The organism is Mycobacterium sp. NGS48, assembly GCF_059812585.1.
Genome location: NZ_JCALCY010000001.1, coordinates 219267 through 243369, shown reverse-complemented (window position 1 = coordinate 243369; position 24103 = coordinate 219267). Strand labels below are relative to the sequence as shown.

At 67.0% G+C, this 24103-nt stretch carries 23 protein-coding genes, 2 pseudogenes and 2 riboswitches; of the genes and pseudogenes, 13 read left to right on the top strand and 12 right to left on the bottom strand.

The genetic code is table 11. From position 1 onward, the window contains the following. Positions 1-18 precede the first annotated feature (18 nt). Together AC5Y42_RS01135 and AC5Y42_RS01130 are read left to right on the top strand one after the other, a co-directional pair. A complete protein-coding gene (locus AC5Y42_RS01135) occupies positions 19-480 on the top strand; it encodes a hypothetical protein (RefSeq protein ID WP_499895135.1) in 462 nt (153 codons plus the stop codon). A gap of 39 nt (positions 481-519) precedes the next feature. Beyond that, on the top strand, positions 520-4965 hold the full coding sequence (locus AC5Y42_RS01130; RefSeq protein WP_499895810.1) for a cation-translocating P-type ATPase: 4446 nt from the start codon (positions 520-522) through the stop codon (positions 4963-4965). Here AC5Y42_RS01130 and AC5Y42_RS01125 read toward each other — a convergent pair. Beyond that, a pseudogene (locus AC5Y42_RS01125) lies at positions 4880-5068 on the bottom strand (hypothetical protein); the annotation flags it as partial. The gene AC5Y42_RS01130 and the pseudogene AC5Y42_RS01125 sit on opposite strands and share 86 nt — an antisense overlap. On the opposite strand from AC5Y42_RS01125, the gene AC5Y42_RS01120 reads away from it, so the two are divergent. The 6 genes and pseudogenes from AC5Y42_RS01120 to AC5Y42_RS01095 all read left to right on the top strand — a co-directional run bounded on the left by AC5Y42_RS01120 (position 5015) and on the right by AC5Y42_RS01095 (position 10466). Beyond that, complete coding sequence (locus tag AC5Y42_RS01120; protein WP_499895809.1) at positions 5015-5290, top strand: hypothetical protein; 276 nt, start codon at positions 5015-5017, stop codon at positions 5288-5290. The pseudogene AC5Y42_RS01125 and the gene AC5Y42_RS01120 overlap by 54 nt on opposite strands. Before the next feature lie 60 nt (positions 5291-5350). Next, a riboswitch (TPP riboswitch) is annotated at positions 5351-5461 on the top strand. Then, entirely contained in the window at positions 5453-7084 is a 1632-nt protein-coding gene (gene thiC / locus AC5Y42_RS01115) for a phosphomethylpyrimidine synthase ThiC (protein ID WP_499895133.1), read from the top strand. Its footprint overlaps the riboswitch before it by 9 nt. Further along, complete coding sequence (gene thiD, locus AC5Y42_RS01110; RefSeq protein WP_499895132.1) at positions 7081-7911, top strand: bifunctional hydroxymethylpyrimidine kinase/phosphomethylpyrimidine kinase; 831 nt, start codon at positions 7081-7083, stop codon at positions 7909-7911. Before thiC ends, thiD begins: the two co-directional genes overlap by 4 nt. After that, positions 7908-8516: pseudogene (locus AC5Y42_RS01105) on the top strand (alpha/beta hydrolase family protein); the annotation flags it as partial. The gene thiD and the pseudogene AC5Y42_RS01105, both read left to right, overlap by 4 nt. Positions 8517-8696: 180 nt before the next feature. Then, positions 8697-10181, top strand: coding sequence for a flavin-containing monooxygenase (locus AC5Y42_RS01100; protein WP_499895130.1), 1485 nt, complete (start codon positions 8697-8699; stop codon positions 10179-10181). A gap of 9 nt (positions 10182-10190) precedes the next feature. Then, positions 10191-10466: a hypothetical protein gene (locus AC5Y42_RS01095; RefSeq protein WP_499895128.1), complete on the top strand. Its 276-nt coding sequence runs from the start codon at positions 10191-10193 to the stop codon at positions 10464-10466. Here AC5Y42_RS01095 and AC5Y42_RS01090 read toward each other — a convergent pair. Next, a complete protein-coding gene (locus AC5Y42_RS01090) occupies positions 10441-11640 on the bottom strand; it encodes a TetR/AcrR family transcriptional regulator (RefSeq protein ID WP_499895807.1) in 1200 nt (399 codons plus the stop codon). The genes AC5Y42_RS01095 and AC5Y42_RS01090 overlap by 26 nt on opposite strands. A gap of 162 nt (positions 11641-11802) precedes the next feature. Here AC5Y42_RS01090 and AC5Y42_RS01085 point away from each other — a divergent pair, with 162 nt between their 5' ends. From AC5Y42_RS01085 to AC5Y42_RS01070, 4 genes are read left to right on the top strand one after another with little or no spacing between them, the layout of a single operon-like run. Beyond that, positions 11803-12027: a hypothetical protein gene (locus AC5Y42_RS01085; RefSeq protein ID WP_499895126.1), complete on the top strand. Its 225-nt coding sequence runs from the start codon at positions 11803-11805 to the stop codon at positions 12025-12027. After that, positions 12024-12911: an oxygenase MpaB family protein gene (locus tag AC5Y42_RS01080; RefSeq protein WP_499895124.1), complete on the top strand. Its 888-nt coding sequence runs from the start codon at positions 12024-12026 to the stop codon at positions 12909-12911. The genes AC5Y42_RS01085 and AC5Y42_RS01080 overlap by 4 nt, the downstream gene beginning before the upstream one ends. Before the next feature lie 10 nt (positions 12912-12921). After that, complete coding sequence (locus tag AC5Y42_RS01075) at positions 12922-13254, top strand: hypothetical protein (RefSeq protein ID WP_499895123.1); 333 nt, start codon at positions 12922-12924, stop codon at positions 13252-13254. A gap of 42 nt (positions 13255-13296) precedes the next feature. Next, positions 13297-13962 (top strand): hypothetical protein, encoded by a 666-nt coding sequence (locus AC5Y42_RS01070; protein ID WP_499895121.1) that lies wholly within the window; start codon positions 13297-13299, stop codon positions 13960-13962. Positions 13963-14029: 67 nt separating this feature from the next. Here AC5Y42_RS01070 and AC5Y42_RS01065 read toward each other — a convergent pair whose 3' ends face one another. The 9 genes from AC5Y42_RS01065 to thiO all read right to left on the bottom strand — a co-directional run bounded on the left by AC5Y42_RS01065 (position 14030) and on the right by thiO (position 22686). Then, positions 14030-15460 carry an HNH endonuclease signature motif containing protein gene (locus tag AC5Y42_RS01065; protein ID WP_499895120.1) on the bottom strand — a complete coding sequence of 477 codons (1431 nt, stop codon included), beginning with the start codon at positions 15458-15460 and terminating at the stop codon, positions 14030-14032. Positions 15461-15511: 51 nt separating this feature from the next. After that, entirely contained in the window at positions 15512-16996 is a 1485-nt protein-coding gene (locus AC5Y42_RS01060; RefSeq protein ID WP_499895118.1) for a M28 family metallopeptidase, read from the bottom strand. Positions 16997-17033: 37 nt separating this feature from the next. Then, on the bottom strand, positions 17034-17900 hold the full coding sequence (locus AC5Y42_RS01055; RefSeq protein ID WP_499895116.1) for an MEDS domain-containing protein: 867 nt from the start codon (positions 17898-17900) through the stop codon (positions 17034-17036). Then, positions 17897-18868, bottom strand: a complete 972-nt coding sequence (locus tag AC5Y42_RS01050; RefSeq protein ID WP_499895114.1) for an anti-sigma factor RsbA family regulatory protein — start codon at positions 18866-18868, stop codon at positions 17897-17899. The genes AC5Y42_RS01055 and AC5Y42_RS01050 overlap by 4 nt, the downstream gene beginning before the upstream one ends. A gap of 51 nt (positions 18869-18919) precedes the next feature. Next, positions 18920-19888: an anti-sigma factor RsbA family regulatory protein gene (locus tag AC5Y42_RS01045; protein WP_499895112.1), complete on the bottom strand. Its 969-nt coding sequence runs from the start codon at positions 19886-19888 to the stop codon at positions 18920-18922. Between the two features lie 87 nt (positions 19889-19975). Beyond that, the gene (locus tag AC5Y42_RS01040; protein ID WP_499895110.1) at positions 19976-20728 is read right to left on the bottom strand and encodes an SGNH/GDSL hydrolase family protein; all 753 of its coding nucleotides are present in this window, start codon (positions 20726-20728) and stop codon (positions 19976-19978) included. Continuing rightward, entirely contained in the window at positions 20725-21483 is a 759-nt protein-coding gene (locus AC5Y42_RS01035) for a thiazole synthase (protein ID WP_499895108.1), read from the bottom strand. Before AC5Y42_RS01035 ends, AC5Y42_RS01040 begins: the two co-directional genes overlap by 4 nt. Further along, positions 21476-21673, bottom strand: coding sequence for a sulfur carrier protein ThiS (gene thiS / locus AC5Y42_RS01030; RefSeq protein WP_499895107.1), 198 nt, complete (start codon positions 21671-21673; stop codon positions 21476-21478). The genes AC5Y42_RS01035 and thiS overlap by 8 nt, the downstream gene beginning before the upstream one ends. Beyond that, positions 21670-22686 (bottom strand): glycine oxidase ThiO, encoded by a 1017-nt coding sequence (gene thiO, locus AC5Y42_RS01025; RefSeq protein ID WP_499895105.1) that lies wholly within the window; start codon positions 22684-22686, stop codon positions 21670-21672. Before thiO ends, thiS begins: the two co-directional genes overlap by 4 nt. Then, positions 22677-22791: riboswitch (TPP riboswitch) on the bottom strand. It overlaps the preceding gene by 10 nt. A gap of 32 nt (positions 22792-22823) precedes the next feature. Between thiO and thiE the strand changes: the two genes are divergently transcribed. Beyond that, entirely contained in the window at positions 22824-23495 is a 672-nt protein-coding gene (gene thiE / locus AC5Y42_RS01020; RefSeq protein ID WP_499895102.1) for a thiamine phosphate synthase, read from the top strand. On the opposite strand, the gene AC5Y42_RS01015 is transcribed toward thiE, so the two are convergent. After that, positions 23467-24090 carry an NUDIX hydrolase gene (locus AC5Y42_RS01015; protein WP_499895100.1) on the bottom strand — a complete coding sequence of 208 codons (624 nt, stop codon included), beginning with the start codon at positions 24088-24090 and terminating at the stop codon, positions 23467-23469. The genes thiE and AC5Y42_RS01015 overlap by 29 nt on opposite strands. Positions 24091-24103: the final 13 nt, after the last annotated feature.

The window sequence follows — 24103 nt, the reverse complement described above, 5'->3', positions numbered from 1 at the left end:
GCGGGAACAATAGAAGTCATGGGTGTCGTCGGCGGTGCAGTGCGCAGCGTGACGCGAACGGTGAGTCGCGCCGCAGCGGCGACGACTGCCGCCGCGGGCGCGGTGGGCGGCGCGGCGGTCAGTGGTGTCGTCGGCGGCGTGACGGGAGCCGCGGCCGGCATTCAGCGCGGGATCGACAGCGGGAGCCACTCGAAGGCGGCCGCCGCGTTGACACTGGGCGCTCTCGGCGTCAGCGGGCTAGTCGAATGGCCGGTGTTGTTGGCCGTCGGCGGCGGGGCATTGGTGCTGCGACAGCTGAATCGTCCGCGCGACGCCACCACAGCGCCGGCCAGGTCCACCCCGGCCAAGTCGACCCCGGCGAAATCGAGCCCGGCCAAATCGACCGGGGCCGCGAAGAAGTCACAGCCCCGGCGAACATCGCCGACCAAACAGGCATCGACGCGGCAGTCTCGCGGCACACAATCACGCGGCCGTCATTAGTTTCCGCGATTGAGTACCGTCGAATCCGTGCGAAGACCCATGCCGCTGCGCGCGGTCGCGGTGGGCATCCAGACTCTGAGCACCGCGGCGTCCATCGGCGCCAGCATGGTCACCATTCCGGTCCGGGAAGGCGTCAGAGCCTTGTCCGGCGAGCTGCCCGGACCACCGCCCCGCCGGCATGCCTGGCGGGGCGAGGGCCGCGCCTGGATCGAGGTGCGCGGACTGGACCGTCCCGACGGCGCTGAACTCGGCCGTATCGTCCTCGACGCCGTCCGCGCCCGCCCCGGAGTCGCCTCGGCGAGCCTCAACCGCCCGCTGTCGCGGGTGGTCGTCGTCCTCAATGGCGACCGGGTTTCGCTGCACGACCTGTGCCGGGTGGTCGGCGAAGCCGAAAAGCGCTGTCCCAGAACAGATGTCGTCGGCAGAGACCCTCGCCCCAAATCGCTGCCCGGTGACGGTCTGGTAGTGGCCACCAAGGCGGTGGCGGTCGGTGCCACCGCAGCGGGCATGGCCGCAGCCATGGCGGGCCGCGCGCTGCGCTGGCCGCGACTGCCGGACAGTGTCGAAGCGGCCGTGGTGGCGGTGGACTTCCAGCCCCGGCTGCGTCGCGTGCTCGAAGACCGCATCGGCCACGCGGCAACCGACACCGCGCTGACCGTCGCGATGACTGCGGCACATATCGTCTCGCTGTCGCCGGCGTCGCTGGCGGTGGATCTGATGATGGAGGCACTCAAGGCCGCCGAGTGCCGCGCCGAAGCGCAAGCCTGGCGCCGCCACGAACCGGCGTTGGCCCGGCATGCCGACCACCCCGAAGCCCACCCGTCGTCGCGGCCGGTGCCGCCACCGGTGGGCGCAGCCCAACGGCACGCTCAGCGCTTCGCTGTCGCGCAAGCCGTCGGGGCCGCGGTGATCGGCGCGGGCACCCGAAGCCTGAACATGGCGTCGACGGCCGCACTGGTGACGGCGCCCAAAGCGCTGCGCACCACCCGCGAGTCCTTCGCCGCGACACTCGGATACGCCTGGGCCGACCAGCACGGCGTGCTGCCGTTGCGGCCGGAAAGCCTGCGCCGGCTCGACCAGATCGACGCGCTGCTCGTCGACCCCCGGGTGCTGTGCACCGAGACGCTACGGGTGGTCCGCGTGCGCGGCGCGCCGGAGAACGAGCTCACCGCAGCGTGGCACCGCGCCCAGACACTGTTGGACGACGGCGACCTGCGTGCGGGCTGGCACCCGATTCCCGGCATGCCAGCCCCAAGACCGAGGTCGCGCGTCGAGGCGCTGATCTGCCCGACCCACGATCCGATGGCGCCGGCGATGATGGCCGAGGCGCGCCGCTGCGGGGTGGATCTGATCTCCGTCGACATCGATTCGCTCGGCGAGCTTCGGCCCGCGTTCGACGAGATCCGGCCGCTGGATGTCGGGTCCGTCGACGACGCGCTCACCGACGCCTTGGCCGAACTGCAGCAGGACGGTCACGTGGTGGCGGTGCTGTCGACGGCCGGCGGCCAGGCGCTGTCGTCGGCCGACGTCGCGTTGGGGATCATGCCGCGCAACGATTCCGAGCCGCCGCCGTGGTACGCCGATCTGCTGTTGCCGGATCTGACCGCTGCCTGGCGGGTGCTGCACGCGCTGCCTGCGGCCAAGTCGGCTAGCCGGCGCGGCATCGAGATCTCCACCGGTGCGACGGCGCTGGGCGCGTTGCTGATGCTGCCAGGGGTCCGCGGCCGCGGGCCGGGTCCGGTGACCACCGGCGCGGCCGCCGGTCTGCTCTCGGGTTACTGGCTGGCCCGTCAGACGGTTCGGGCATCCCCGCCGCGGCCGGCGCCTGTGCACGAGTGGCATGCGATGACAGTCGAGCAGGTTCGCCGTGAGCTGCCGCCGCCCGAAACGCCCGAAATCGCGAAGCCCAGTCGCGCCGTGGAAACCGCTCAACGCGGCGTCGAACTGGCCGGACGCCCACGTCGCGCGGTGTGGCAGTTCGTCACGGCCGTGCGCGCCGAGTTGTCCGATCCGTTGACCCCGGTGCTGGCGCTGGGTTCGGCGGCGAGCGCGGTGCTGGGTTCACCCGTCGACGCGGTGCTCGTCGGTTCGGTGTTGACCGGCAACGCCGTCCTGGCGGCCAGCCAGCGACTGCGCGCCGAGAGTCGGCTCAATCGCCTGCTGGCGCAACAGGTTCCGCCGGCTCGGAAGGTAACGGCCGGCCCCGACGGCGCACCGGTCTACACCGACGTCGCCGCCGAGCAACTGCGGCCCGGCGACGTGATCGAGGTGCGCACCCATGAGGTAGTGCCTGCTGACGCCCGGGTCATCGAGGAAGTCGACGTCGAAGTCGACGAGTCGACCCTCACCGGCGAATCGCTGTCGGTGGAAAAGCAAGTCGACGCCACCCCGGGCGTCGAGTTGGCCGAGCGCCGCTGCCTGCTGTTCGAGGGGACCACGGTGGTGGCGGGCACCGCGGTCGCGGTGGTGACCGCGGTCGGCGCCGACACCCAGGCCCGGCGCGCTGCCGAACTGGCGTCCGGCGAGCTGCCCACCGTCGGGCTGCAACACCAGCTCAGCCAGCTCACCAATCGGGCGTTCCCGGTCAGCATGGCCGGCGGTGCGTTGGTCAGCGCGCTGGGAATCTTGCGTCGCCGCGGCTTGCGGGAAGCCGTTGCCAGCGGCATCGCCGTCACCGTGGCGGCGGTCCCGGAAGGGATGCCGTTGGTGGCCACTCTCGCGCAGGCGGCATCGGCGCGGCGGCTCACCACCTTCGGGGCGCTGGTCCGCGTCCCGCGTTCGGTGGAGGCGCTCGGCCGCGTCGACGTGGTCTGCTTCGACAAGACCGGAACGCTGTCCGAGAACCGGCTGCGGGTCGCCGAGGTGCATCCCGTCGGCGGACATTCCCGCGAAGAGGTGTTGCACTACGCGGCGCATGCCACCCCGCCGTCCAACGGCACGCCCCAGATCCACGCCACCGATCGGGCCATCGCCGAGGCGGCGCTGTCGGTGAACGGCGCCGGTCCCGCCCGCGATCCCGACGCGCATCTGCCGTTCCGCTCCGGCCGATCGTTCTCGGCATCGGTGTCGGGAGAAGAGCTGACCATCAAGGGCGCACCGGAAGTTGTGCTGGCCAACTGTGCAGACGTCGGCCCGGACATGTGGAAAACCGTCGACGGGCTGGCCGCCGGCGGGCTGCGGGTGATCGCGGTGGCGCGGCGACGGCTCACCTCCGCGCAGGCGCAGACCGTGCAGAACGACGACGACGACGCCATCGCCGGGCTGGCCGACGGCGAGCTGTCGCTGGCCGGACTGCTGGGACTGTCCGACACCCCGCGCCCGGAAGCCGCCGGCCTGCTCGCGGCGCTCTCTGAGCGGAAGGTGGCCGTGCGGCTGATCACCGGCGACCACCCGATCACCGCCACCGCGATCGCCCGGGAACTGGGAATGCCGGTGCCCCCGAGCCAGGTGATCAGCGGTACGGAGTGGGACAACCTGTCCCGCAAGGACCAGGAACGCGCAGTCGCCGAGCGGGTGATCTTCGCCCGCATGTCGCCGGAAAACAAGGTGCAGATCGTGCAGACCCTGGAACGCGCCGGCAAGGTCTGCGCGATGGTCGGGGACGGCTCCAACGATGCCGCCGCCATCCGGGCCGCCACCGTCGGGATCGGCGTCGTCGCGCGCGGCAGCGACCCGGCCCGCACCGCGGCCGACGTGGTCCTGGTCGACGGCCGCATCCAGGCGCTACTGCAGGCCATCGAGGAAGGCCGGGAACTTTGGCGGCGGGTGCAGGCGGCGGTGTCGGTGCTGCTCGGCGGCAATGCCGGCGAGGTCGGCTTTTCGGTCATCGGCAGCGCGATCACCGGTCGCTCCCCGCTCAACACGCGCCAACTGCTGCTGGTGAACATGCTCACCGACGCGCTGCCGGCCGCGGCGCTTGCGGTGAGTCCGACGACCGGGGCGGACAACTGGGAGGGACGCGGTCCTGATCAGCGCGCGTTATGGCGTGCAGTCGGGATCCGAGGTGCGACGACGGCGGCCGCTGCAACGGCGGCGTGGGTGATGGCCGGCGTCACCGGGCGCCCCCAGCGCGCCTCCACCGTGGCGCTGGTGGCGCTGGTGGCCGCTCAGCTGGGCCAGACACTGCTCGACTCACATGCCCCGCTGGTGGTGGGCACCGCCGTCGGCTCGCTGGCCGCAATGGCGACAATCATCAGTATTCCGGGGGTCAGCCAGCTGCTCGGCTGTACGCCGCTTGGCCCGCTCGCGTGGGCGCAAGCGCTGGGAGCAGCCGCGGCGGCAACCGTCGCGGTGGCTGTTGCAACCCGGCGATTGGCTGGTCAACGCCCTGTGGAGCCGGAACCCGATCAGGTTTCCCGACCTCCACAACGCCGACGCGCCACAACACCGCGTACAACTCGGTCACCGGCACCGTCAACAGCTGAGCGAGCGCTGAAGCTAGTGGATCAGCCAGAGCATCGGTCGTCGACATACGTCCGACAGTGACGGCAGTACCCGGCTCAGCGGCAAACTCAACGTTTCGGAAAGGCAAATGATGGTCGAAAAGAAAACGCGCCGCACCGCATCGCAACGCGAAGCGGTCGAACACATCCGCGAAGGCGAGACGTTCGCGGTCAACCTGCCGCTGGTCGGGCAGGTGCAGGTGCCGCGGCCCGAGCAACTGGCGTACTACGGCGGGCTGGCCGCACTGGCCGCATTCGAGCTCATCGACTGGCCGGTGGCGCTGGTCATCGCCGCCGGGCATGTCCTGGCCAGTAACCACCACAACAAGTTGCTCGAAGAACTCGGCCAGGCGATGGAAGAGGTCTAGGCACGTCGTTTCCGAGCGCTTCTGACACCGCCGCTGTGCTGCGCTAGCGTGGGCAGGGTCCACAATCCACGCGGGAGCGCACCGAAGTGCGCTGAGAGGACGGCTCGGGGGCCGTCGACCGTATGAACCTGACCGGGTAATGCCGGCGTAGGGAGAGGAAATATGACCGCAACCGTCGAACCTGCTGTGACCACCGGCCCGATCGCAGGCAGCAGCAAGGCTTACCGCGACATCGAGGTGCCCGGCGGCGGGGCCGCTCTTCGAGTGCCGTTCCGGCGGGTAAACCTGTCCAACGGCGAACATTTCGACCTCTACGACACCTCCGGCCCCTACACCGATCCGGACGCGGTGATCGACGTGCATCGCGGTCTGCCGCCGCGTCCCGGTGTGGTGCGCGACCGCGGCACGCAGTTGCAACGGGCCCGCGCCGGCGAGATCACCGCGGAGATGGCATTCATCGCCGACCGCGAAGGCATGCCGGCCGAGTTGGTGCGCGACGAGGTGGCCCGCGGCCGCGCGGTGATCCCGACCAACCACAACCATCCCGAGAGCGAGCCGATGATCATCGGCAAGGCGTTCGCGGTGAAAGTCAATGCCAATATCGGCAACTCGGCGGTTACCTCCTCGATCGCCGAGGAGGTCGACAAGATGGTGTGGGCGACCCGCTGGGGCGCCGACACCATCATGGATCTGTCCACCGGCAAGGACATCCACGAAACCCGCGAGTGGATCATCCGCAATTCGCCGGTTCCGGTGGGCACCGTTCCGATCTATCAAGCGCTGGAGAAGGTCAAGGGTGATCCGACCGAGCTGACGTGGGAGATCTACCGCGACACCGTGCTCGAGCAGTGCGAGCAGGGTGTCGACTACATGACCGTGCATGCCGGAGTGCTGCTGCGGTATGTACCGCTGACCGCCAAGCGGGTTACCGGCATCGTGTCGCGCGGCGGGTCGATCATGGCCGCCTGGTGCCTGGCGCATCACCAGGAATCCTTCCTCTACACGCACTTCGAGGAACTGGCCGACATCTTCGCCCGCTACGACGTCACGTTCTCGCTGGGCGACGGGCTGCGGCCCGGCTCGATCGCCGATGCCAACGACGCCGCGCAGTTCGCCGAGCTGCGCACGCTGGGCGAGCTGACGAAGATCGCCAAAGCCCATGGCGCCCAAGTGATGATCGAAGGCCCCGGCCACGTCCCGATGCACAAGATCGTCGAGAACGTGCGGCTCGAAGAGGAACTCTGCGAGGAAGCCCCGTTCTACACGCTGGGCCCGCTGGCCACCGACATCGCCCCTGCTTATGACCACATCACCTCGGCGATCGGTGCCGCGATCATCGCGCAGGCCGGCACCGCGATGCTCTGCTACGTCACACCCAAGGAGCATCTGGGGCTGCCGGATCGCAAAGACGTCAAAGACGGGGTGATCGCCTACAAGATCGCCGCGCATTCCGCCGACCTGGCCAAGGGGCATCCCCGTGCCCAGGAGCGGGACGATGCATTGTCGACGGCGCGGTTCGAGTTCCGCTGGAACGACCAGTTCGCATTGTCGCTGGATCCCGATACCGCAAAAGAATTCCACGACGAGACGCTGCCCGCCGAGCCGGCCAAGACCGCGCACTTCTGCTCGATGTGCGGGCCGAAGTTCTGCTCGATGCGCATCACGCAGGACGTGCGGGATTACGCCGCCAAGCACGGACTCGACAGTGAGGAAGCCATCGAAGCCGCGATGGCGGAGAAGTCGGCCGAGTTCGCCGAGCACGGCAATCGGGTGTATCTACCGCTCGCACAGTGAACTACCTGCCGCTGGCGCCGCCGGGCACGACGCCGCTGCGGGTGCTGGCCATCGCCGGATCGGACTCCGGCGGCGGTGCCGGACTGCAGGCCGACGTGCGCACCTGCACGTTGCTGGGTGTGCATGCCTTGTGCGCCGTGACCGCGGTGACGGTGCAGAACTCGGTGGGAGTCAGGGGTTTCCACAAAGTTCCGGGCAACGTGATCGCTGCGCAGATCGAGGTGGTGTGCCACGATATCGGCCTGCAGGCCGCGAAAACCGGGATGCTGGCCTCCGCCGAGATCATCGCCGCGGTGGCGGACAGTTGGCGTGACCATGGACCGGATGTCCCTCTGGTGGTCGATCCGGTGTGCGCATCGATGCACGGTGACCCGCTGCTGGACTCCGGCGGGCTGGAATCGATTCGCGCCGAACTGTTTCCGCTGGCCACACTGGTGACACCGAATCTGCACGAAGTGCGGCTACTGGTCGACATCGAGGTCATCGATTCCGATTCGCAGCACGACGCCGCCCGCGCTCTGCACGCGCTGGGACCGAAGTGGGCGCTGGTCAAGGGCGGGCATCTGCAGGGATCGGCCAACAGCACGGATCTGCTGTTCGACGGCACCGACTTTCACGAGTTCGAGTCGCCGCGAGTAGACACCGCCCATGACCACGGTGCCGGGGACACGCTGGCCGCCGCCACAGCTTGTGCACTGGCCCACGGCAACGCCGTTCCGGATGCTGTCGCGTTCGCCAAAGGCTGGGTGACTGAATGCCTCCGCGCCTCCTATCCACTCGGTCACGGCCACGGCCCGGTGTCTCCGCTGTTTCGGCTCGACACATGAACCTGGATCAGATCGCCGGGGTCGCTCACGAACCCGAGGGCACACCCTCCGGCGTGGTGGTGCTGACACACGGTGCCGGTGGCAGCCGGGAATCTGCTCTGCTACAACGACTTTGCGACGAATGGGCGCAGCGTGGCTGGCTGGCGGTGCGCTACAACCTGCCCTACCGGCGACGCCGGCCCAAAGGACCGCCGTCCGGTTCGGCGGCCGCCGACCGTGCCGGCATCGTGGAGGCGATCACGGTGTGCCGCGGACTTGCCGACGGCCCGCTGATCGCCGGTGGCCACTCCTACGGCGGCCGGCAGACGTCGATGGTGGTTTCCGACGGTTCGGTGTCAGTGGACGTGTTGACGCTGTTCTCCTATCCGGTGCATCCGCCCGGTAAGCCGGACCGCGCCCGCACCGAGCACCTGCCCGACATCAGCGTGCCGACGGTCTTCACGCACGGCACGTCAGATCCCTTCGGCACTCTCGACGAGTTGCGCGGTGCGGCCGCCCTGATCCCGGCGCCGACCTGGATCGTCGAGATCACCGGCGCACGTCACGATTTGGCATCGAAGACCGTTGATGTAGCGGCGCTGGCGGTCGACGCCGCGCTGCAACTCTTGGGTCGGGCGCTGCCAAACTCACTGTTCACCAGTGTCGGGGGTGGCGCACGCGGTCTATTTCGGGCGACGGTTGTCGACATTTGTGGCCGACGGCACTTTTGCGGATTGCCGTGACACGTAACATCGCTCAGGCGCCGCTAATTCCATACTTACTGTCAACTCAGGTACCGTTTTTTTATGACTACGAAGCAATACGACGGTGTCATCGTCGGGGCGGGCTTCGGGGGAATCGGCGCGGCGATCCAGCTCAAGCGCCTCGGCTTCGACAACATCACCATTCTCGATCGCGAATCAGATCTGGGCGGCACCTGGCATGTCAACCACTATCCGGGCCTGGCCGTCGACGTCCCGTCGACCAGTTACTCGTACTGGTTCGAGCCCAACCCGTACTGGTCGCGGCTGTTCGCGCCCGGCCCCGAGATCAAGCAGTACGTCGACCGCATCGTCGACAAGTACGACGTGCGCCGCCACATGCGGTTCAACACCACCGTGGAGGGCGCGCACTGGGATGAGGAGACGCAGCTGTGGCGGGTGGTGCTGGCCGGCGGCGAGACGCTGACCACACGATTCTTGATCACCGCCACCGGCTTCCTGTCCCAGCCGCACACCCCGGATATTCCGGGTATCAGCGGTTTCGACGGCGAAGTCGTCCACACCACGGCGTGGGACCACAGCCAAGACTTTGCGGGCCGTCGGGTGGGGCTGATCGGCACCGGGGCCACCGCGATCCAGCTCATCCCCGAACTGGCGAAGATCGTCGCCGACTTGACGGTTTATCAGCGCACGGCGATCTGGGTGGCGCCCAAGCTGGACTTCCCGATCTCCCCCGCTGTGCAGCGACTGTTTGCCCGCGTGCCGCTCACCCAGCGGGCGCTGCGGTGGCTCACCGACGGGCTGCTCGAGTTCATGACGCTCACCGCCGTGCTGAACTATCGCTATTTCCGCCGTGTGGCGATCGGGGGGATGGACGTGTGCAAGATGCATCGGTTCGCGCAGGTGCGCGACAAGGAGTTGCGGCGCAAGCTGACGCCCGACTACGACCTCGGCTGCAAACGACCGAGCTGGTCCAACGACTACTACCGCAGTTTCACCAAACCCCATGTGCACTTGGAGACCAGCGGCATCGAGCGGATCGAGCCGGACGGGATCGTCACCAAGGACGGGCACAAGGCTCCCATCGACACCCTGGTGCTGGCTACCGGATTCGACCTGTGGGAAGCCAACTTCCCCGCAATCGAGGTAATCGGCCGTAAGGGCCGCAACCTGGGCAAGTGGTGGCGCGACCACAGGTTCCAGGCCTATCAGGGTGTTTCCATCCCGTACTTCCCCAACTACCTGAGCCTGGCCAGCCCGTACGCCTTCGCGGGACTGTCGTTCTTCAACACCATGGAATATCAGATGCGGCACATGGACAGGTTGCTCGGCGAGGTGAAGCGCAGGGGCGCAACCACTTTCGAGGTTACCGAAGAGGCCAATGCCCGCTTCCTGGATCGCATGACCCGACACCTGGACAGTTCGGTGTTCTACTCCGGTGACTGCGTTACGTCGCGGTCCTACTATTTCAACCCGAGCGGCGAAGCAACGCTGCTACGACCCACCTCCGTGCGCAACGCGGTACGGGAAGGGTCGCGATTCCCGTTGGACGACTACGCGATTGCGTAAAGGAGATTCATGTCCCGCAACAGCTCGCGCCTGGCCCGATTCTCCGGTTTGGCTCTGGCCGGCGTCGGGTTATCCCACTTCATCAGCCCGCAGCTGTGGGAGCCGATCAGCAAGCCGGTGTTTCCACGAGGCACCCGTCAACACATCTACACCAACGGCGGTATCGAGACCATGTTGGGCCTGGGCTTTTCCGAACGGCGCACACGCAGCCTGGCGATCGTCGGGTTGATCGGCTACGTGGCCTACCTGCTCGGTACGGCTATTCGGAACAGCCAAACACAGTAGCCTGCATCAGCTTTCGCACGCAGGCCTGCGGGTAGGCCGAGTTGTCCGCCGGCACGTCGTACTGCACCAACCGGCCCAGATCGACCACCAGCGCCATCGCGGCGTGCACCAGAAATCGGGCCTGTGTTTCGTTGAGCGCCGGCCGTGCCGATGCCAGCAGCCGCACCCACGAATCAATCGTCGACCGCTGCACGTCGCGGAGTAGTTCCTGATCAGCCCGGGTCAAATTGACCCGTTCCGTGTAGTAGATGGCGGCCAGTTCGGGGTTGGCGAACGATGTCGCCACGAACGCTTCGATCAACACTGTCAGCATCTGGTGCGGTTCGGCGAGATCACCCAGAATCGCCGAGAGGTGGCCCGATACCCGGTCGGCCGCCCGCCGCAGACCGGTGGAAAGAATCTCGCACTTGCCGGAGAAGTACCGGTAGATGCCCGACACCGGGATACCGACCGCCGAAGCGATCTGCGCCATGCTGGTCTCGGGGTAGCCATGGTGGTTGAACAACACCATCGACGCATGTAGCAGCGCTTCGTAAACCCCGGCATCCGAGGCGAAGATGCGCCAGGTCGGTGGACGGGCGATGGGGTCGTCCGGGTGCGGAAGCTCGGCGTCCAGGACCGCCGCGGCAGCCTCGGCAAACAACGGGCGGATTTCATCGTCGGGCAGCCGGACACGATGGTCGACGATGCTGCCGATGACGCTGAGCAGCCCCGACGACAGCATCCACCGCTGCGATGAGGTCAGCCCCGGCCGGATCATCAGCAGCGGTCGTTGGATTCGGCGGTTAACCAGTCGGAGTTGGTCCTTCAACGTGGACTCGTCCTCGCCGTGCAGGTAGCGGGCCTGCCATCGGTAGAGTCCGCCGGACTCCCGGTTGGCCAACGTCACGTCGATCAGTGCGTCGACCAACCGTCGCAGCGTCGCGGCCGGGTCAGCGTGCGCGGGTTCGATGTCGACGAAGTCGGTCGAGTCGACCAACTGCTGGCTCAGCGCCAACACGGCTCCGCGGAACAACTCGTACTTGCCTGAGTAGTGCCGGTATAGCGCCGCCGCGGAAATCCCGACCCGCGTCGCGATGGCTTCCATGCTGACCGCGTGATAGCCCAGCGCGCTGAACGCTTCGGCAGCAGCCCGGGCGATCTGCGCCTTGCGGTCCTTCGGCCGCCGGCGCACCTCGGCTGCCGAGTCGGTACGGGCGGTCGTCACCGCCTAACCCTAGCGTCAGATTTAGGTCTGGAAAAACTTAACCGAAATCTACCAAGGGGTGAGAATCTCCATTAACATAATTGGTATTCAACCCGTTGACCGAGGGTGCCGACGAGGAGGGAACCGCCCATGCTGGGCAAGGTACGCCAGCTGCTCGGCTTCCAGCTCACGATCGCCGAGCTGATCGGGCTAAGTTTGCTCGTTGGAACACCGTACCTGCTGGTTGGAATGATTTGGTCGACCACCCACACCGATCATCTGCACCACATGCACGGCGCCGACCTGGTGGTGTCCTTCCTCGGGTCGATCGTATCGTGGCCGGTTCTGCTGTTCGCTGACGTGTGCATGACATGAGTACAGACGTCCCATCGGCTCCACTGACCACCGCCGACACCCGCATTCACATCGCTCGGCGCACAGCACGTTGGGACGACCGTCCTGCCACGGTGGCCGATGCACTGGACTTCTGGTCATTTGCTGCCGGTGCTGCCAATGTCGTCATGCAGCTGTCCTCGCCCGGGGTCGGCTACGGAGTGGTCGAGAGCAAGGTCGACTCCGGGAGCCTGATGAAGCATCCCTGGAAGCGGGCGCGCACCACGTTCAGCTACCTGGCGGTGGCGATCATGGGCAGCCCTGCCGAGCGCGCTGCCTACCGCGACGCGGTCGACGTCGCGCACCGCCAAGTCCGATCGAAGCCGACGAGCCCGGTGAAGTACAGCGGCTTCGATCGTGACCTCCAGATGTGGGTAGCAGCATGTCTTTTCGTCGGCCTGGAGGACACCTATCAACTGCTGCGCGGTCAGCTGTCCGGCGAACTTGCCGAGCACTTTTACCGGTCGGCGTTCCCGTTGGGCACTACCCTGCAGGTCACCGAGGAGCAATGGCCCCCGACCCGAGCCGAATTCGACCAATACTGGAACGACGCGTGCCAACGCGTTGTGATCGACGACGTCGTGCGCAACTACCTACAGGACCTGATCAACCTCACAATGATCACGCCGCTGCTGCGGCCGTTGGTGCCATTGCTGCGGTTTCTCACGTCGGGATTCCTGGCTCCGGTGTTCCGGGATGCCTTGCATATCGAGTGGACGTCAGGACAACAGCGTCGATTCGAATTCCTGTTTTTGCTGGTGGCATTCGTCAATCGCTTCCTGCCCACGTTCATCCGACAAGGTGGCAGCTATGTGTTGCTTGCCGATGTGCGATGGCGAATCCGTCGGCGCCGCAACCTGATTTGAAGGGAGGACCGTGAAGAATCGGCACTTGCTACTCGTCATCGCAGGCATGCTGATGGTGGTGGTCGGACTCATGGCGCTGTGGTGGCCGGTCTTTTTGGCCCAGTATGACCAGTACGGCATTCAGATCACCTGCGGCCGAGCCTTTAACGCGAACATGTCCTATGCCGCCGATGCCGGCGGCGACAACCTCGTCGCGCAGTGCGGCAACGCGATGCTCGTGCGGCGTGTTTGGGCGATCCCAACCGCGATCCTCGGCTGGCTGTTACTCACCGCTTTGGTGGCGGGGTGGTTGCACCACGCCCCAACCGACCCGGCTCGCGAGGAAGAAGCCTCGCAGGTCTGATCGGTTCCAGCCGAATCTTATGGCAGCTCAACCTTGCTATAAATGGAACTCGCCAAGCATCTTTCAAGAGTCCTGACGCATCCTGCGCATTGTCGGCCACCACGACCGACCTCGGCGCATGATGAGCACATTCGCGAGAAAGGACTGATAAGTGGCCAACTACTGGTTGATCGTGAACGTCCTGGCGGTGGTCTGCCTGCTGGGCGCCGTGATCGCGGGGAGCATCGCGAGGAGCAAGACCGGACTCGACAGAAAGGAGATGAACGTAGCGCGTCGAGCGGCGCGGTCGCCCTTTTTTACGCCGGATTGATGTTGATCTTGTTCTCGTGGTTGGGGTTGATCATGTTCGCGTTCGTGTGTTTTGCCTATTACAGACACCGCGCCGCCATCAAGAAAGAGGTCGGCTTTGACCCGACAGAACAGAACCGCGTGGAGGGCGTCATCCATCACTTCTACGAGCTTCGCATCACGTGGACCGAGCTGATCAAGGGCTATAAAGCGGGCGCTCTGCGCATTCCGCTGCAAGGGCTCACCGCCACGGTCACGACGACCGAGACGGTCGATATCAGCATCAAAGGTCCAGACACGAAGTTCGTTTACTCGATGCCGTTTGACATAGTTGTCGGTTTCAACCCGTGGCGCGCGCGGTTCGCGGCCCTCCTGAATTACGAGGCGAGCCGCCAAAGTGCACCGGGCCTCGCAGCATGAGGACTAACGACGATGAGGCACAATTTGAAGCGTTGGACGAAGATCGACGAGATCGGTTGCTTCCCAACTAAAATGGCGGAGGCTCATCCTGGCCGCTGCTTGGTGGGGCTGGGCCTAAGCGGGCGGCTTGGCGGGCGTGGCGTGCTTCTTGGTTGCGTTTGCGCTCAGCGCTGATGTAGGCCGCGCGGTTTTGGGCGCGGGTGCGTTGACGTTTGGGCATCATCGCCCCGCGATCCCCGCACCGGTCGCTGGGTGTGGGTTGTGGCTGGGCCAGCTCTGCGGTCGGCACACACAGGGTCGGGAAGAGCAACGCACTGCCGGGGGTGGTCACATAAATCTGCCCCGCCGGTGAGGTCCAAATGATGGTGGCATCGGGGAGCTGTTTGTCCCGCCAGCCCCAAAACGTTTTCAGCAGATGATGCCGCCGGCACAGGCATTTGAGGTTCGACGCGTGTGTTGGCCCACCGTCACCGTAGGGGATGGTGTGGTCGATGTCGGTCGCGGTCGCCGGCCGGTCACAGCCAGGGAATCGGCAGGTCAGATCGCGGCAGCGGATAAAGTCGGCCAGCGCGCGCGAGGGTCGATAACCCGGCTCGGCCGGCGCATCGGCGGGATGGATCACGGGCCGCAGCGTGGCCGAACTCGCCAGTTCAGCGATCAACTCAGCCGGAATGAGCTCATCGACCCCGATCATCACTCCCGGCGTTGAAGCCGCGCCGTCGAGCGTGGCCTGCTCGGCGATCACCTGCACCACCACCGGCCCCGGCGCCGGCCGCGCCCCGGCCGGGCAATCCGGCCGCCCACAGCGGCATTGCAGGCGATCGGCCCGCGCTGCCAAGGCCCCCATGGCATCGGCGCGGCGCTGCTGGCGGGTCCGCGGATCGTAAGCACACACCGTGTCGGCCAACGCATCCAGGCGAGCATCCACCGCATGGGCATCGGTGGTGAACAACCGGCCAAACACCTCGCACAGGCCATTGCCGCCATCCCCAATGCAAAACTCCCGATTGGCCTGAGCCTCCCGACGTTGGCGCACCGCATCGCGATCGGCGCCGGCCACAATCCGGTCAACATAGGCACCCAGCCGACTCTGGGTCAGCCCCGGCCAGCGCGACACCCGCGCTGCCAGCCGGGCATCGACCCCGGCCAATACCTCAGCGTCGGTGATCAAGTCGGTGCGATAGACCATCGTCTGAAACATCCAATACGTGATATCGCCGGCACACAGCAGCGCCCCCACCCGCGGCAACCGACTGCGCATCACCCGCGCGTAGTACAAATAGCTCGTCGCCAACCCATGAGTGATCCCCAACGCCGCGGCCACCTCGGCGCTCACCGCCTCCTGGGTATCGGTCATCCACGTCTCGCGCTCACCGACCTCACGCAACCGCAACGCATCCAACTCACCGATCGCAACCAGCCGCTGACCGGCCGCCTGATTCTCGGCCCGCGACGCCGCACACATCCGCTCCACCAGATCCGGCACATCCTCGAACATAAGTTCGATTATGCCACTCGGCACCGACAAGTTGGCCTCAGCCGACCCTCGTCACTTGGCCAGCTCGTGCCGGACGCGGTCCGAGCGAACCGGAATACCGTTGTGGCCGCCGAGATCCTGAGCGTAAAGCCCGGTCACATACGCGACGCCACCGCCGTGGATACCCAGCGCGGTGCTGTCGACGTGATCGTAGGTGTCGGTGTCCTTGTGATAGTTGGGGTCGAACGGCTGGTCCGCGTCGCCGCCCCACAGCTTGGCCTGCTCCTCGGACATCTTGGCTTCCGCGCCGGAGAACAGCCCGCCGGCCGGGATGCCCGCCAGCGTGAAACCGTCGTAATCCGACCGGCCGTCGAACGCAAAGTCCTGCGGTGACTTGCCGGCCGAATTCAGGTAGGCGGCCAGCGAGCGCTCGATACCGGCCGAGCCTTCTGGCACCACCGGCTGGCCCCGCTGGTCCAGCGGCAGCGACTGGTCACCGTCGTAGGTGAAGTAGCCCGGATTCGGCGAGCCGAGCATGTCGAAGTTCATGTAGAGCGCAATATCCTTGAGCGCGTTGGTATCCAGCGACTCCACGTACTTCCGTGAGCCGATCAGCCCGAGTTCTTCTGCGCCCCAGAATCCGAACCGCACCGCGTTGTGCACCTCCGGCGAGCTGCCCAGCTGCAGCGCGGTTTCCAGCACAGCGGCCACCCCGGAGCCGTTGTCGTTGATGCCCGGGCCCTCGGGGACGCTGTCGAGGTGTGCACCGATCATCACCACATCGTTGGCCGACCCGGTTTTGGTTTGCGCAATCACATTGCGGGCCTGGATGTTCTTGGTCTCGGCCTTGAGTTTGACCGTGATCGGGCCCGGCTTGCTTCGCAGTTCCGCGCCGGCGGCTTTGGTGACACTGACCACCGGGATCTTCACATCGGTCTTCTCGCCCAGCGTTCCGCCCATTTTCTCCTCGAGGACGTTGTCGGCGACGATCAGCGCGACGGCGCCGCGCTGCACTGCGGCGTCCTCCTTCTCCGAAAACGGGCAGGTACCGCGATCGACCAACACGACCGCGCCTTTCACCGGCAGCTTGTCGTAGTCGGAGGGAGTGCAGCCCGGACTGTCCTCGATCGGCGCAGGCACCAACGGCCCGGTCACCCCGTCGGGCGGAGTGGGCAGACTGAACTCCAGCGCACGCGCCTCGAAGGTCTTGTCCCCGAGCGCCACCGACCCGGTCTCGGCATGGAACACCCGAGCCTCGAAGTCTGGGGTTTGCACGTCAAAACCCTTGTCGCGCAACTTACTCACAACGTAGTCGATGCTGGCGTCATACCCGGGAGTGCCGACCGCGCGGGTGTTGTCATTCGCCCGGGCGATGTCCTGCAGCTTCGACAGGTGCGCCATCATCGCGTCGGTGCTGACCTTCTCTCGCAGTGTGGAAGCGAAATTGGCAGCCGATGACGAGACGGCCGGCTTGGAATCCGACGAGTCACCGCACCCGCCGATCAGCAACGCAACGGCGGCGGTCACTACGAGGATGAGCTTTGGCTTAGTGTGCACGCGCCCACGTTAGCCGCTGCCGACGACGCGATGCCCCTCAGCCGGCGGCAAAGAACGGCGGCAGTATTTCCGTCCGTAGGTTGGTCAGCTCCAGCAGGTCAGCCAGTCGCGCGACCATAGGCTGGTCGGTTCGAAACACCACCTGCCGACCATCGGCGCCGGCCAACTGATCCAAGGCAAACAGCTGCCGGTGGGTGACAAAGTCGAGACAGTGCGCGCCGACAGTCACCTCGTCCGCGCCGGCTAATGGCCAGATCCGTTGCAACGCAGCGCTGAACGCCTCATCGTCGGCTGCGTCGATCTCGCCGGCCAAGGCGAAATCGATGCCTTCTTCGGCGTAGATGCGGAAGCCCGATGCACCCCGGCTGACAAATGGGTGCAGGCAAATCACTTCTTTGGCGGCGTCACCCAAAATCTCCAAGTTATAGGCGCACAGCGCCGAGAACGGCAGCGCTGTCATCTTCTGGTCGACGAGGTATTCCAGGCGGCTGAATGCATCGCGTTGTTCCAGTGTGCGGACGAACGCGGCCCCGTCGACCACCGCCCGGCAGCCGCTGCATCCCGCTCCGACGACACGCTGCAGGGCCGTCACGGCGTCGGCCACGGTGGCCTCGGGGTCAACCACGTCGGTGCCCGGAACAAACCGGTAGTGCTCGTCCACCGGTGTCGCCGAGATCAGCCCGGCCTGGAGTGCGTCGGCGAAACCCATGTCGACCAGTTCTTTCAGTAGCTCCGCGCGGCTACTGTCGCTGGCATACAAAATCCGGTGGTTTCGCCGAAGGCCGTCGGCAATGTATTCGGCGGCGCGGGCCAGGAACACCGACCGGTCGTGATAGCCCCAGCCCACGTGCGCGTGCGCCCCAAGGCCTGCGACGGAGGCGACGGCACCCTGGCGGCGCGTCATGCCTCGACCAGAGGACGGTCAAGCCGCAGGTAGGCCTGAATGGTGGTCCCGGCCGGTGTGGCGTGGGTGCGCACCAGATCCGCGATCGCGTTGACGACGAACAGCCCGTAGGGCCCTGCTCGCCGGTCTTTCGGCGGCCGGCGCCCGGCCAGTGGATCAGCCAGATACCCGATATCGCGGGCCTCGCAGACCAGGTGTCCGGCGTCGTGCCAGAACGCCAGCCGGCAAACCCCGCCGGTGTGATCGAGGCTGTTGGTGGCCAGTTCGGTGGTGATCAACTTCAGATCCGCGAGCCGGTCTGCGGACATGCCCAGCAATCGACCATATCGCGTGCAACAGCGGCGGGCGCCGGCCAGATCCGCCGGCTCGCAGACGGTGTGCGTCACCGCGACGGGACTGGTCGTGAGGGGCTGGTTGCACTGATCCAGCGCGGCTTCGACCGCATACTCGGGGTTGTCCTGGTGCGAGCCGTCCTGCCAGATCATCGGGTGGGTGCGCCGTGCATCCGTTAACGCGCGGGCGTCCAGTCGTGTCGCGTCGTAGAGGCACACGCCGGTCACGTCCCGACCGGCAAACGCGATATTGACCAGCGCCTCGTGCTGCACGCAGGCCAGGTATTCGACCGCGCTGCGCTCGGGCCAAACGGGCTCGCCGATGATCCGCGCCGACCGGTGGGTGTGGCGTTCCAGGAACGTGGTGAGCAGCCCGAGGAGCCGGCCGGGATTACGCCCGGCCTCGGTGATGTCGATCATCGTCACTTCCCTCGCCGCAGCGCCCAGCGCGTCGCGCAGCAAAGGGATCTTGTCCCCGGGCACTGCGACCAGCACCGGTTGGGGCACACTCAACCATCCGCTGACAAACCGCACCACAGAATCGACGTATTCGCGCTCCGAGTAGTAGAAGAGCGCCCCGTGCACCAGCCGATTCGCGCTATAGGTCGTCGCCATATCGGCGAGGAGGGTACCCACTCACTCCTCCACACTCACATTGGTCAGTCCTGGCGCGGGCGCGGAACTCCATCACATATCCTCACCGGCGCGCCGGTCGATTCGCAGATAAGCATGAATGGTCGTGCCGGCCTGGGTCGTGTGCATGCGCACCAGATCCGCGATTGCATTGACGACGAAGAGCCCGGCCGGGCTTGGCCGGTCGCTGCTCGGCGGCCGCCGGCCGGCCAGCGGGTCGGCGATGAACCCGTTGTCGCGTGCCTCGCAGACCAGATGGCCGTGGTCCTCCCAAAAGGCCAGTCGGCAGGCGTCCCCGCCGTGCTGGATGCTGTTGGTGGCCAACTCCGTGACGATCAGCTGTAGATCGGCGATTCTGTCGGCGGACAATCCGAGCAGCCGGCCGTAGCGAGTACCGTGCCGCCGGGCCCCGGCCAATTCGCGTGCTAAAGAAACGGTGTAGGTCACCGCAGCCGGGCTGCGGACCAACGGTTGGTTGCAACGCTCCAGTGCGGCGTCGACGGCGAAGCCCGTGCTGGACTCGTGCGATCCCGCCCGGCGGATCGACGGATGAGTGGCGCGGACGTCGGCCAGCACCCCGATCTCGCCGTCATCGAGAAGGGCTGCGTCATACAGACACAAACCCGCTACCTCGCGTTCGCCGAACGCGAGATTCGTCAGGGCTTCGTGCTGGATGCAGGCGCAGTACTCGGCTTTGGTGCGTCCCGGCCACAACGGCTCGGCGATCATCCGAACGGGCCGATTCGGGTGGCGCTCCAAGAAAGCCAACTCCGCGGCCAGAATCCGTCCGGGATTACGGCCCATCTCGGTGATGTCGACCAACGTCGCGCCGTCCGCCGTGTCGCCCAATGCGCGACGCAAGGAAGCCATCCTGGGCTCGGGTACTGCCACCCACACCGGCTGCTTTGCGCGCAGCCCTTCGCTGATGAACGGCACGACAGCGCCGAGGTATTCGTCTTGTGCACAATAGAACAACGCCGTGTGATCGAAGCAGGGCTGTGCAGCCGGTTTGCTCAACGTCACGTCAGCGGCTCCGCTCGAGTCGGCCGTCCAACTAGCGACGGCGCATGTCGCGTCCGCGATCGCCTACCCGCTGCGGCGGTGCATTAATCAGTGCGTCGCAGCCACGAGCAACTCGGCGACGGCGCGCATTCCCGCGGCGTTGGGATGAAACGGTGCTGGACGCCAAGGCAGCGGCCAGGCCGCACCGACTACCCAGGCGTCAGCCGACCAGGCGTGATGGTCCCGGCTGGCGTGTCCGGCGCGCACGATGCCGCAGCCGGTGGCCTGCGCGGCGGCCGCAGTGAGATCCTCCAGTCGCGCGGCGATGTGGCGACCGAGTTCGGCGTCGGCGTCTGAGAGCGGTGCCGCGCGTTGCCCGTTCGGTGGCAGCATCGTGAGATAGTCGACGAAAATCACCCGAGCGTTAGGAGCGCGCCGGCGCACCGTTGCACCGACCGCGCGCAGCGAGGCGCCGACTTCGTTGAGCGCTTGGTCGCGGGCAGCGCCGTCCAGCACGGCTGCGACATTCGGCAACAGCCGCGCGACGCGCGGCAGGGACGCGGCGATCAGCATCGGAATGTAGCCGACGTCGTTGCCGCCGATCGTGATGGTGACCAGTTGTTCAGAGCCATCCAGCGCATCCACCTGTGGCGATGCGCCACGCTGATGCTCTGCCAGCACATGAGCGGTGGTCGCCCCGGAAAACGTGACATCGACCAGATCGAGGTCGAGTTGCCCGGCGACGAGGTGCGCGTAGTTGCGGGCCGATCGTCCCGATCCCCAGGGCGCACCTTTGGCGCGAGGCCGGATGCCAGGCCCGGCAGCCATTGAACTACCCAGCGCCACATACCGTTTCGTCATAGCTCCGGACTGGATGCTTGCGCCCAGAATCGTTTCGGGATACGTCCGGCTTTGCGCGCCAGATAGCCTGCGGTGACGGCGGCGGCCATCGCGGCGGCCATCGCGGGCGGGTCGGCGGCCCGAGTCACCGCGGTGGCCAACAACACCGCGTCACAGCCCAACTCCATCGCCAGCGCGGCGTCACTGGCTGTGCCGATGCCGGCGTCAAGCACCACCGGGACATCGGCGGCGTCGACAATCATCTCGATGTTGTGCGGGTTGGCAATACCCAGCCCAGTGCCGATCGGCGACCCGAGCGGCATCACCGCTGCGCAACCGGTGTCCTCCAGCCGTCGAGCGAGCACTGGGTCGTCATTGGTGTAGGGCAATACCACAAAGCCGTCGTCCACCAATTGCTCAGCGGCCCGGACCAATTCGACCGCGTCGGGCAACAGCGTGCGTTCGTCGGCGATCACTTCCAGCTTTACCCATTCGGTGTGCAGCGCTTCGCGGGCCAGTTGCGCGGTGAGCACCGCCTCCGCCGCGCTTCGGCAGCCCGCGGTGTTGGGCAACGGCGCAATACCCAGCCGGCTCAGCAGATCGAGCATGCCGGTGCCGCCCTCGGTGTCGACCCGGCGCATCGCGACGGTGGTCAGTTCGGTGCCCGACGCGACCAGCGCTTCCTCCAGCACTGCCAGGTTGGTCGCTCCGCCGGTGCCCATGATCAGCCGGGACGAGAACTCACGGCCGGCAATGGTCAGTTTCGAGTCAGCCACCCTGCACCGCCGTCACCACCTCGAGTTGCGCACCATCGGAAAGCGTTGTCGCCCAGTCAGACCGCGGAAGCACCGCCCGGTCCAGCGCGACCGCGATACCACGATCGGGGTAGCCCAGCGACCGCAGCAGGGCGGCCACGGTGGTCTGATCGTCGATTTCGACCTGTTCTGCGTTGACAAGAATGATCACGTGGGGGCTCCTACCGGTACGAGTTCGGACACAATCTGTTCGGCGGTCCACGGCGCCAGCAGAAAGCCATTGCGGCCATGCCCGGCGGCCACCAGCGTGCGCGCGTCCAGACGTCCCACCAGCGGCAGGTTGTCCGGTGTCATCGGACGCAACCCGGCGGCGCACTCCGCCAGTTCGTACTCACCCAGCGCCGGGCACACCGCGCACGCATCGTCGAGCAGGTCGCGCACACCGGATACCGCCGGGGCGGTGTCGCGACCGTGCTCATACTGGGTGGCACCGACTACGACGCCGTCGGCGCGCGGCACCAGGTACACGGCCCGGCCATGCACCCGCGCCCGAATGACACGCTGCGGCACCGGCATACAGCCCTTACGCCACGCAAGCCGCAGTACCTCGCCCTTCACCGGCCGGATGGGCAGGCCCGGCCACAGCACCGGGGCGTCGATTCCGTTGGCGATCACCACCGCGTCGGCCTCGACGGCGGCCAGGTCATCCACCGGTCCGGCCCATTGCACATCGAGTTGCCGGCAGGCTCCTTCCAGGGCGTCCAGCACGGCACGGTTGTCTACCGCCAACTCGGTGGGCGCCCGGAAACCATGCCGAATACCCTGCGCCAGCAAGGGTTCCACGTCGCGCGCGGCCGACTCCCAGATCACCGGGTGGCCCTGCGCCGAGAGCCAGTCCGCGACCGTGTGCAAATCGGCGACATCGGCGCGGTCAACGGCAACCACCAGCGACTCCCTGGCGGTGACCACCTGAGCCGGTAAACCGTCCAGAAAGCCGCTTTCGTGCCAGAGTCGCAGCGACTCCAATCCGCGCCGCAACAGCTGTTCCTCGCCGGGCCAGCCTTCGCTGTGCGGGGCCAGCATCCCGGCGGCCACCCAGGATGCACCGTGCTCGCCGCTGCGATGTACCCGTACCGACCAGCCGGCCTGAGCCGCCCGGCGCGCCACCGACAGCCCGATGACGCCGCCGCCGACGACGGCCAGCGATCCGAGGTCGGGTGCCATGTTCTGCTCCCTTCGCCGGCATGATCCGGATCAGGTCGAACGGTCAGGGCAGGCGTGCCCACTCTCAGCCCCCGTAGCCATAACCCTGGGACTCCCGTGATTCGTCAGCTTTCCACGCTAGCCGCTAGCGTCGCGGTGTGCACGAACCTCGTAGGCGGCTTGCCGACGCGCGGCTGTATTTGTGCACCGACGCCCGCCGGGAGCGCGGCGACCTGGCCGAATTCGCCGACGCCGCGCTGGCCGGCGGCGTGGATGTCATCCAGCTGCGCGACAAGGGCTCGGCAGGCGAGCAACGGTTCGGCCCGCTGGAGGCGCGCGACGAGCTCACGGCGCTGGAACTGCTCGCCGACGCCGCCCGACGGCACGGTGCGCTGCTCGCCGTCAACGACCGCGCCGATATCGCCCGTGCCGCGGGCGCCGACGTGCTGCACCTGGGTCAAGACGACCTGCCGCTGACGGTGGCCCGCGACATCGTCGGGGCCGGCGTGGTGATCGGCCGGTCCGCCCACGACTCCGAGCAGGTCGCCGCCGCGGTCGCCGAGGACGTCGACTATTTCTGCGCGGGGCCGTGCTGGCCGACTCCGACCAAACCCGGTCGCCCGGCGCCGGGGCTGCCCCTGGTGCAGGCGGCCGCCGCGATGGCCGGCGACAAACCGTGGTTCGCGATCGGGGGGATCGACGCCGAGCGACTGCCCCAGGTGCTGGCCGCGGGGGCTTGTCGGATCGTGGTGGTCCGCGCGATCACTGCCGCCCAGGATCCGCAAGCGGCCGCGCAGCAGCTCAGTTCGGTGCTTGCAGCAGCGCGCTGATCCGATAACTCAGCTGCGACGGCGCCTGGTCGGGCAGGCCGGCGGTACACCACAGGAACCTCCCTGTCTCGATCTCGACGGTGCGCGGCAGGTGGCGGCGCCGCTCGTCACCCGCGCCCAGCGGCACCGTCGTCGGAGCAGTCCGCAGCCGCTGCCAACTGGCGGCGAACCCCGGATGCAGCGGCAAGGCGGCCACCTCGTCCTCGCCCACCCATCGCAGCTCGGCGCTTTCCCGGTTCGGCACGGTGTGCAGCAACTCTCCGGCATCGGCGATCACCGTGGTGTAGGTCCAGCCGGTGCCGCTGACGCTGGCCGTGACCAGTGTCGACCGCACCGACAGCCGCTCACCGGGCAGTCCGGCCTCCTCGAATGCTTCCCGGACGGCGGCCTGCTCGGCGGTCTCGTGGCTGTCGCGTGCCCCGCCGGGCAATCCCCACGTTCCGCCCTGATGACTCCACGGCGCTCGGTGCTGCAACAACACCGCCGGGGTGCCGTCCGAGCGCGGCGCGCGCAACAGCAGACCGGCCGCGCCGTGCCGGCCCCAGTACGGCACGCCGGTGTCGGAGACCACCCAGCCGTCACCGTCGCCGCGCACGCGTTCAGGATAA

Excerpts from the sequence above, each read along its gene's own strand:
- thiO (WP_499895105.1), bottom strand. The coding sequence starts at position 22,686 with ATGGCACCCGACCTCGGATCGCTGGCCGTCGTCGGCGGCGGCGTCATC.
- AC5Y42_RS01055 (WP_499895116.1), bottom strand. The coding sequence starts at position 17,900 with ATGACGCGCCGCCAGGGTGCCGTCGCCTCCGTCGCAGGCCTTGGGGCG.
- AC5Y42_RS01040 (WP_499895110.1), bottom strand. The coding sequence starts at position 20,728 with ATGACGAAACGGTATGTGGCGCTGGGTAGTTCAATGGCTGCCGGGCCT.
- AC5Y42_RS01120 (WP_499895809.1), top strand. The coding sequence starts at position 5,015 with ATGGTCGAAAAGAAAACGCGCCGCACCGCATCGCAACGCGAAGCGGTC.
- AC5Y42_RS01065 (WP_499895120.1), bottom strand. The coding sequence starts at position 15,460 with ATGTTCGAGGATGTGCCGGATCTGGTGGAGCGGATGTGTGCGGCGTCG.
- AC5Y42_RS01095 (WP_499895128.1), top strand. The coding sequence starts at position 10,191 with ATGTCCCGCAACAGCTCGCGCCTGGCCCGATTCTCCGGTTTGGCTCTG.
- AC5Y42_RS01080 (WP_499895124.1), top strand. The coding sequence starts at position 12,024 with ATGAGTACAGACGTCCCATCGGCTCCACTGACCACCGCCGACACCCGC.
- AC5Y42_RS01130 (WP_499895810.1), top strand. The coding sequence starts at position 520 with ATGCCGCTGCGCGCGGTCGCGGTGGGCATCCAGACTCTGAGCACCGCG.
- AC5Y42_RS01085 (WP_499895126.1), top strand. The coding sequence starts at position 11,803 with ATGCTGGGCAAGGTACGCCAGCTGCTCGGCTTCCAGCTCACGATCGCC.
- AC5Y42_RS01135 (WP_499895135.1), top strand. The coding sequence starts at position 19 with ATGGGTGTCGTCGGCGGTGCAGTGCGCAGCGTGACGCGAACGGTGAGT.
- AC5Y42_RS01070 (WP_499895121.1), top strand. The coding sequence starts at position 13,297 with ATGGAACTCGCCAAGCATCTTTCAAGAGTCCTGACGCATCCTGCGCAT.
- thiC (WP_499895133.1), top strand. The coding sequence starts at position 5,453 with ATGACCGCAACCGTCGAACCTGCTGTGACCACCGGCCCGATCGCAGGC.
- AC5Y42_RS01100 (WP_499895130.1), top strand. The coding sequence starts at position 8,697 with ATGACTACGAAGCAATACGACGGTGTCATCGTCGGGGCGGGCTTCGGG.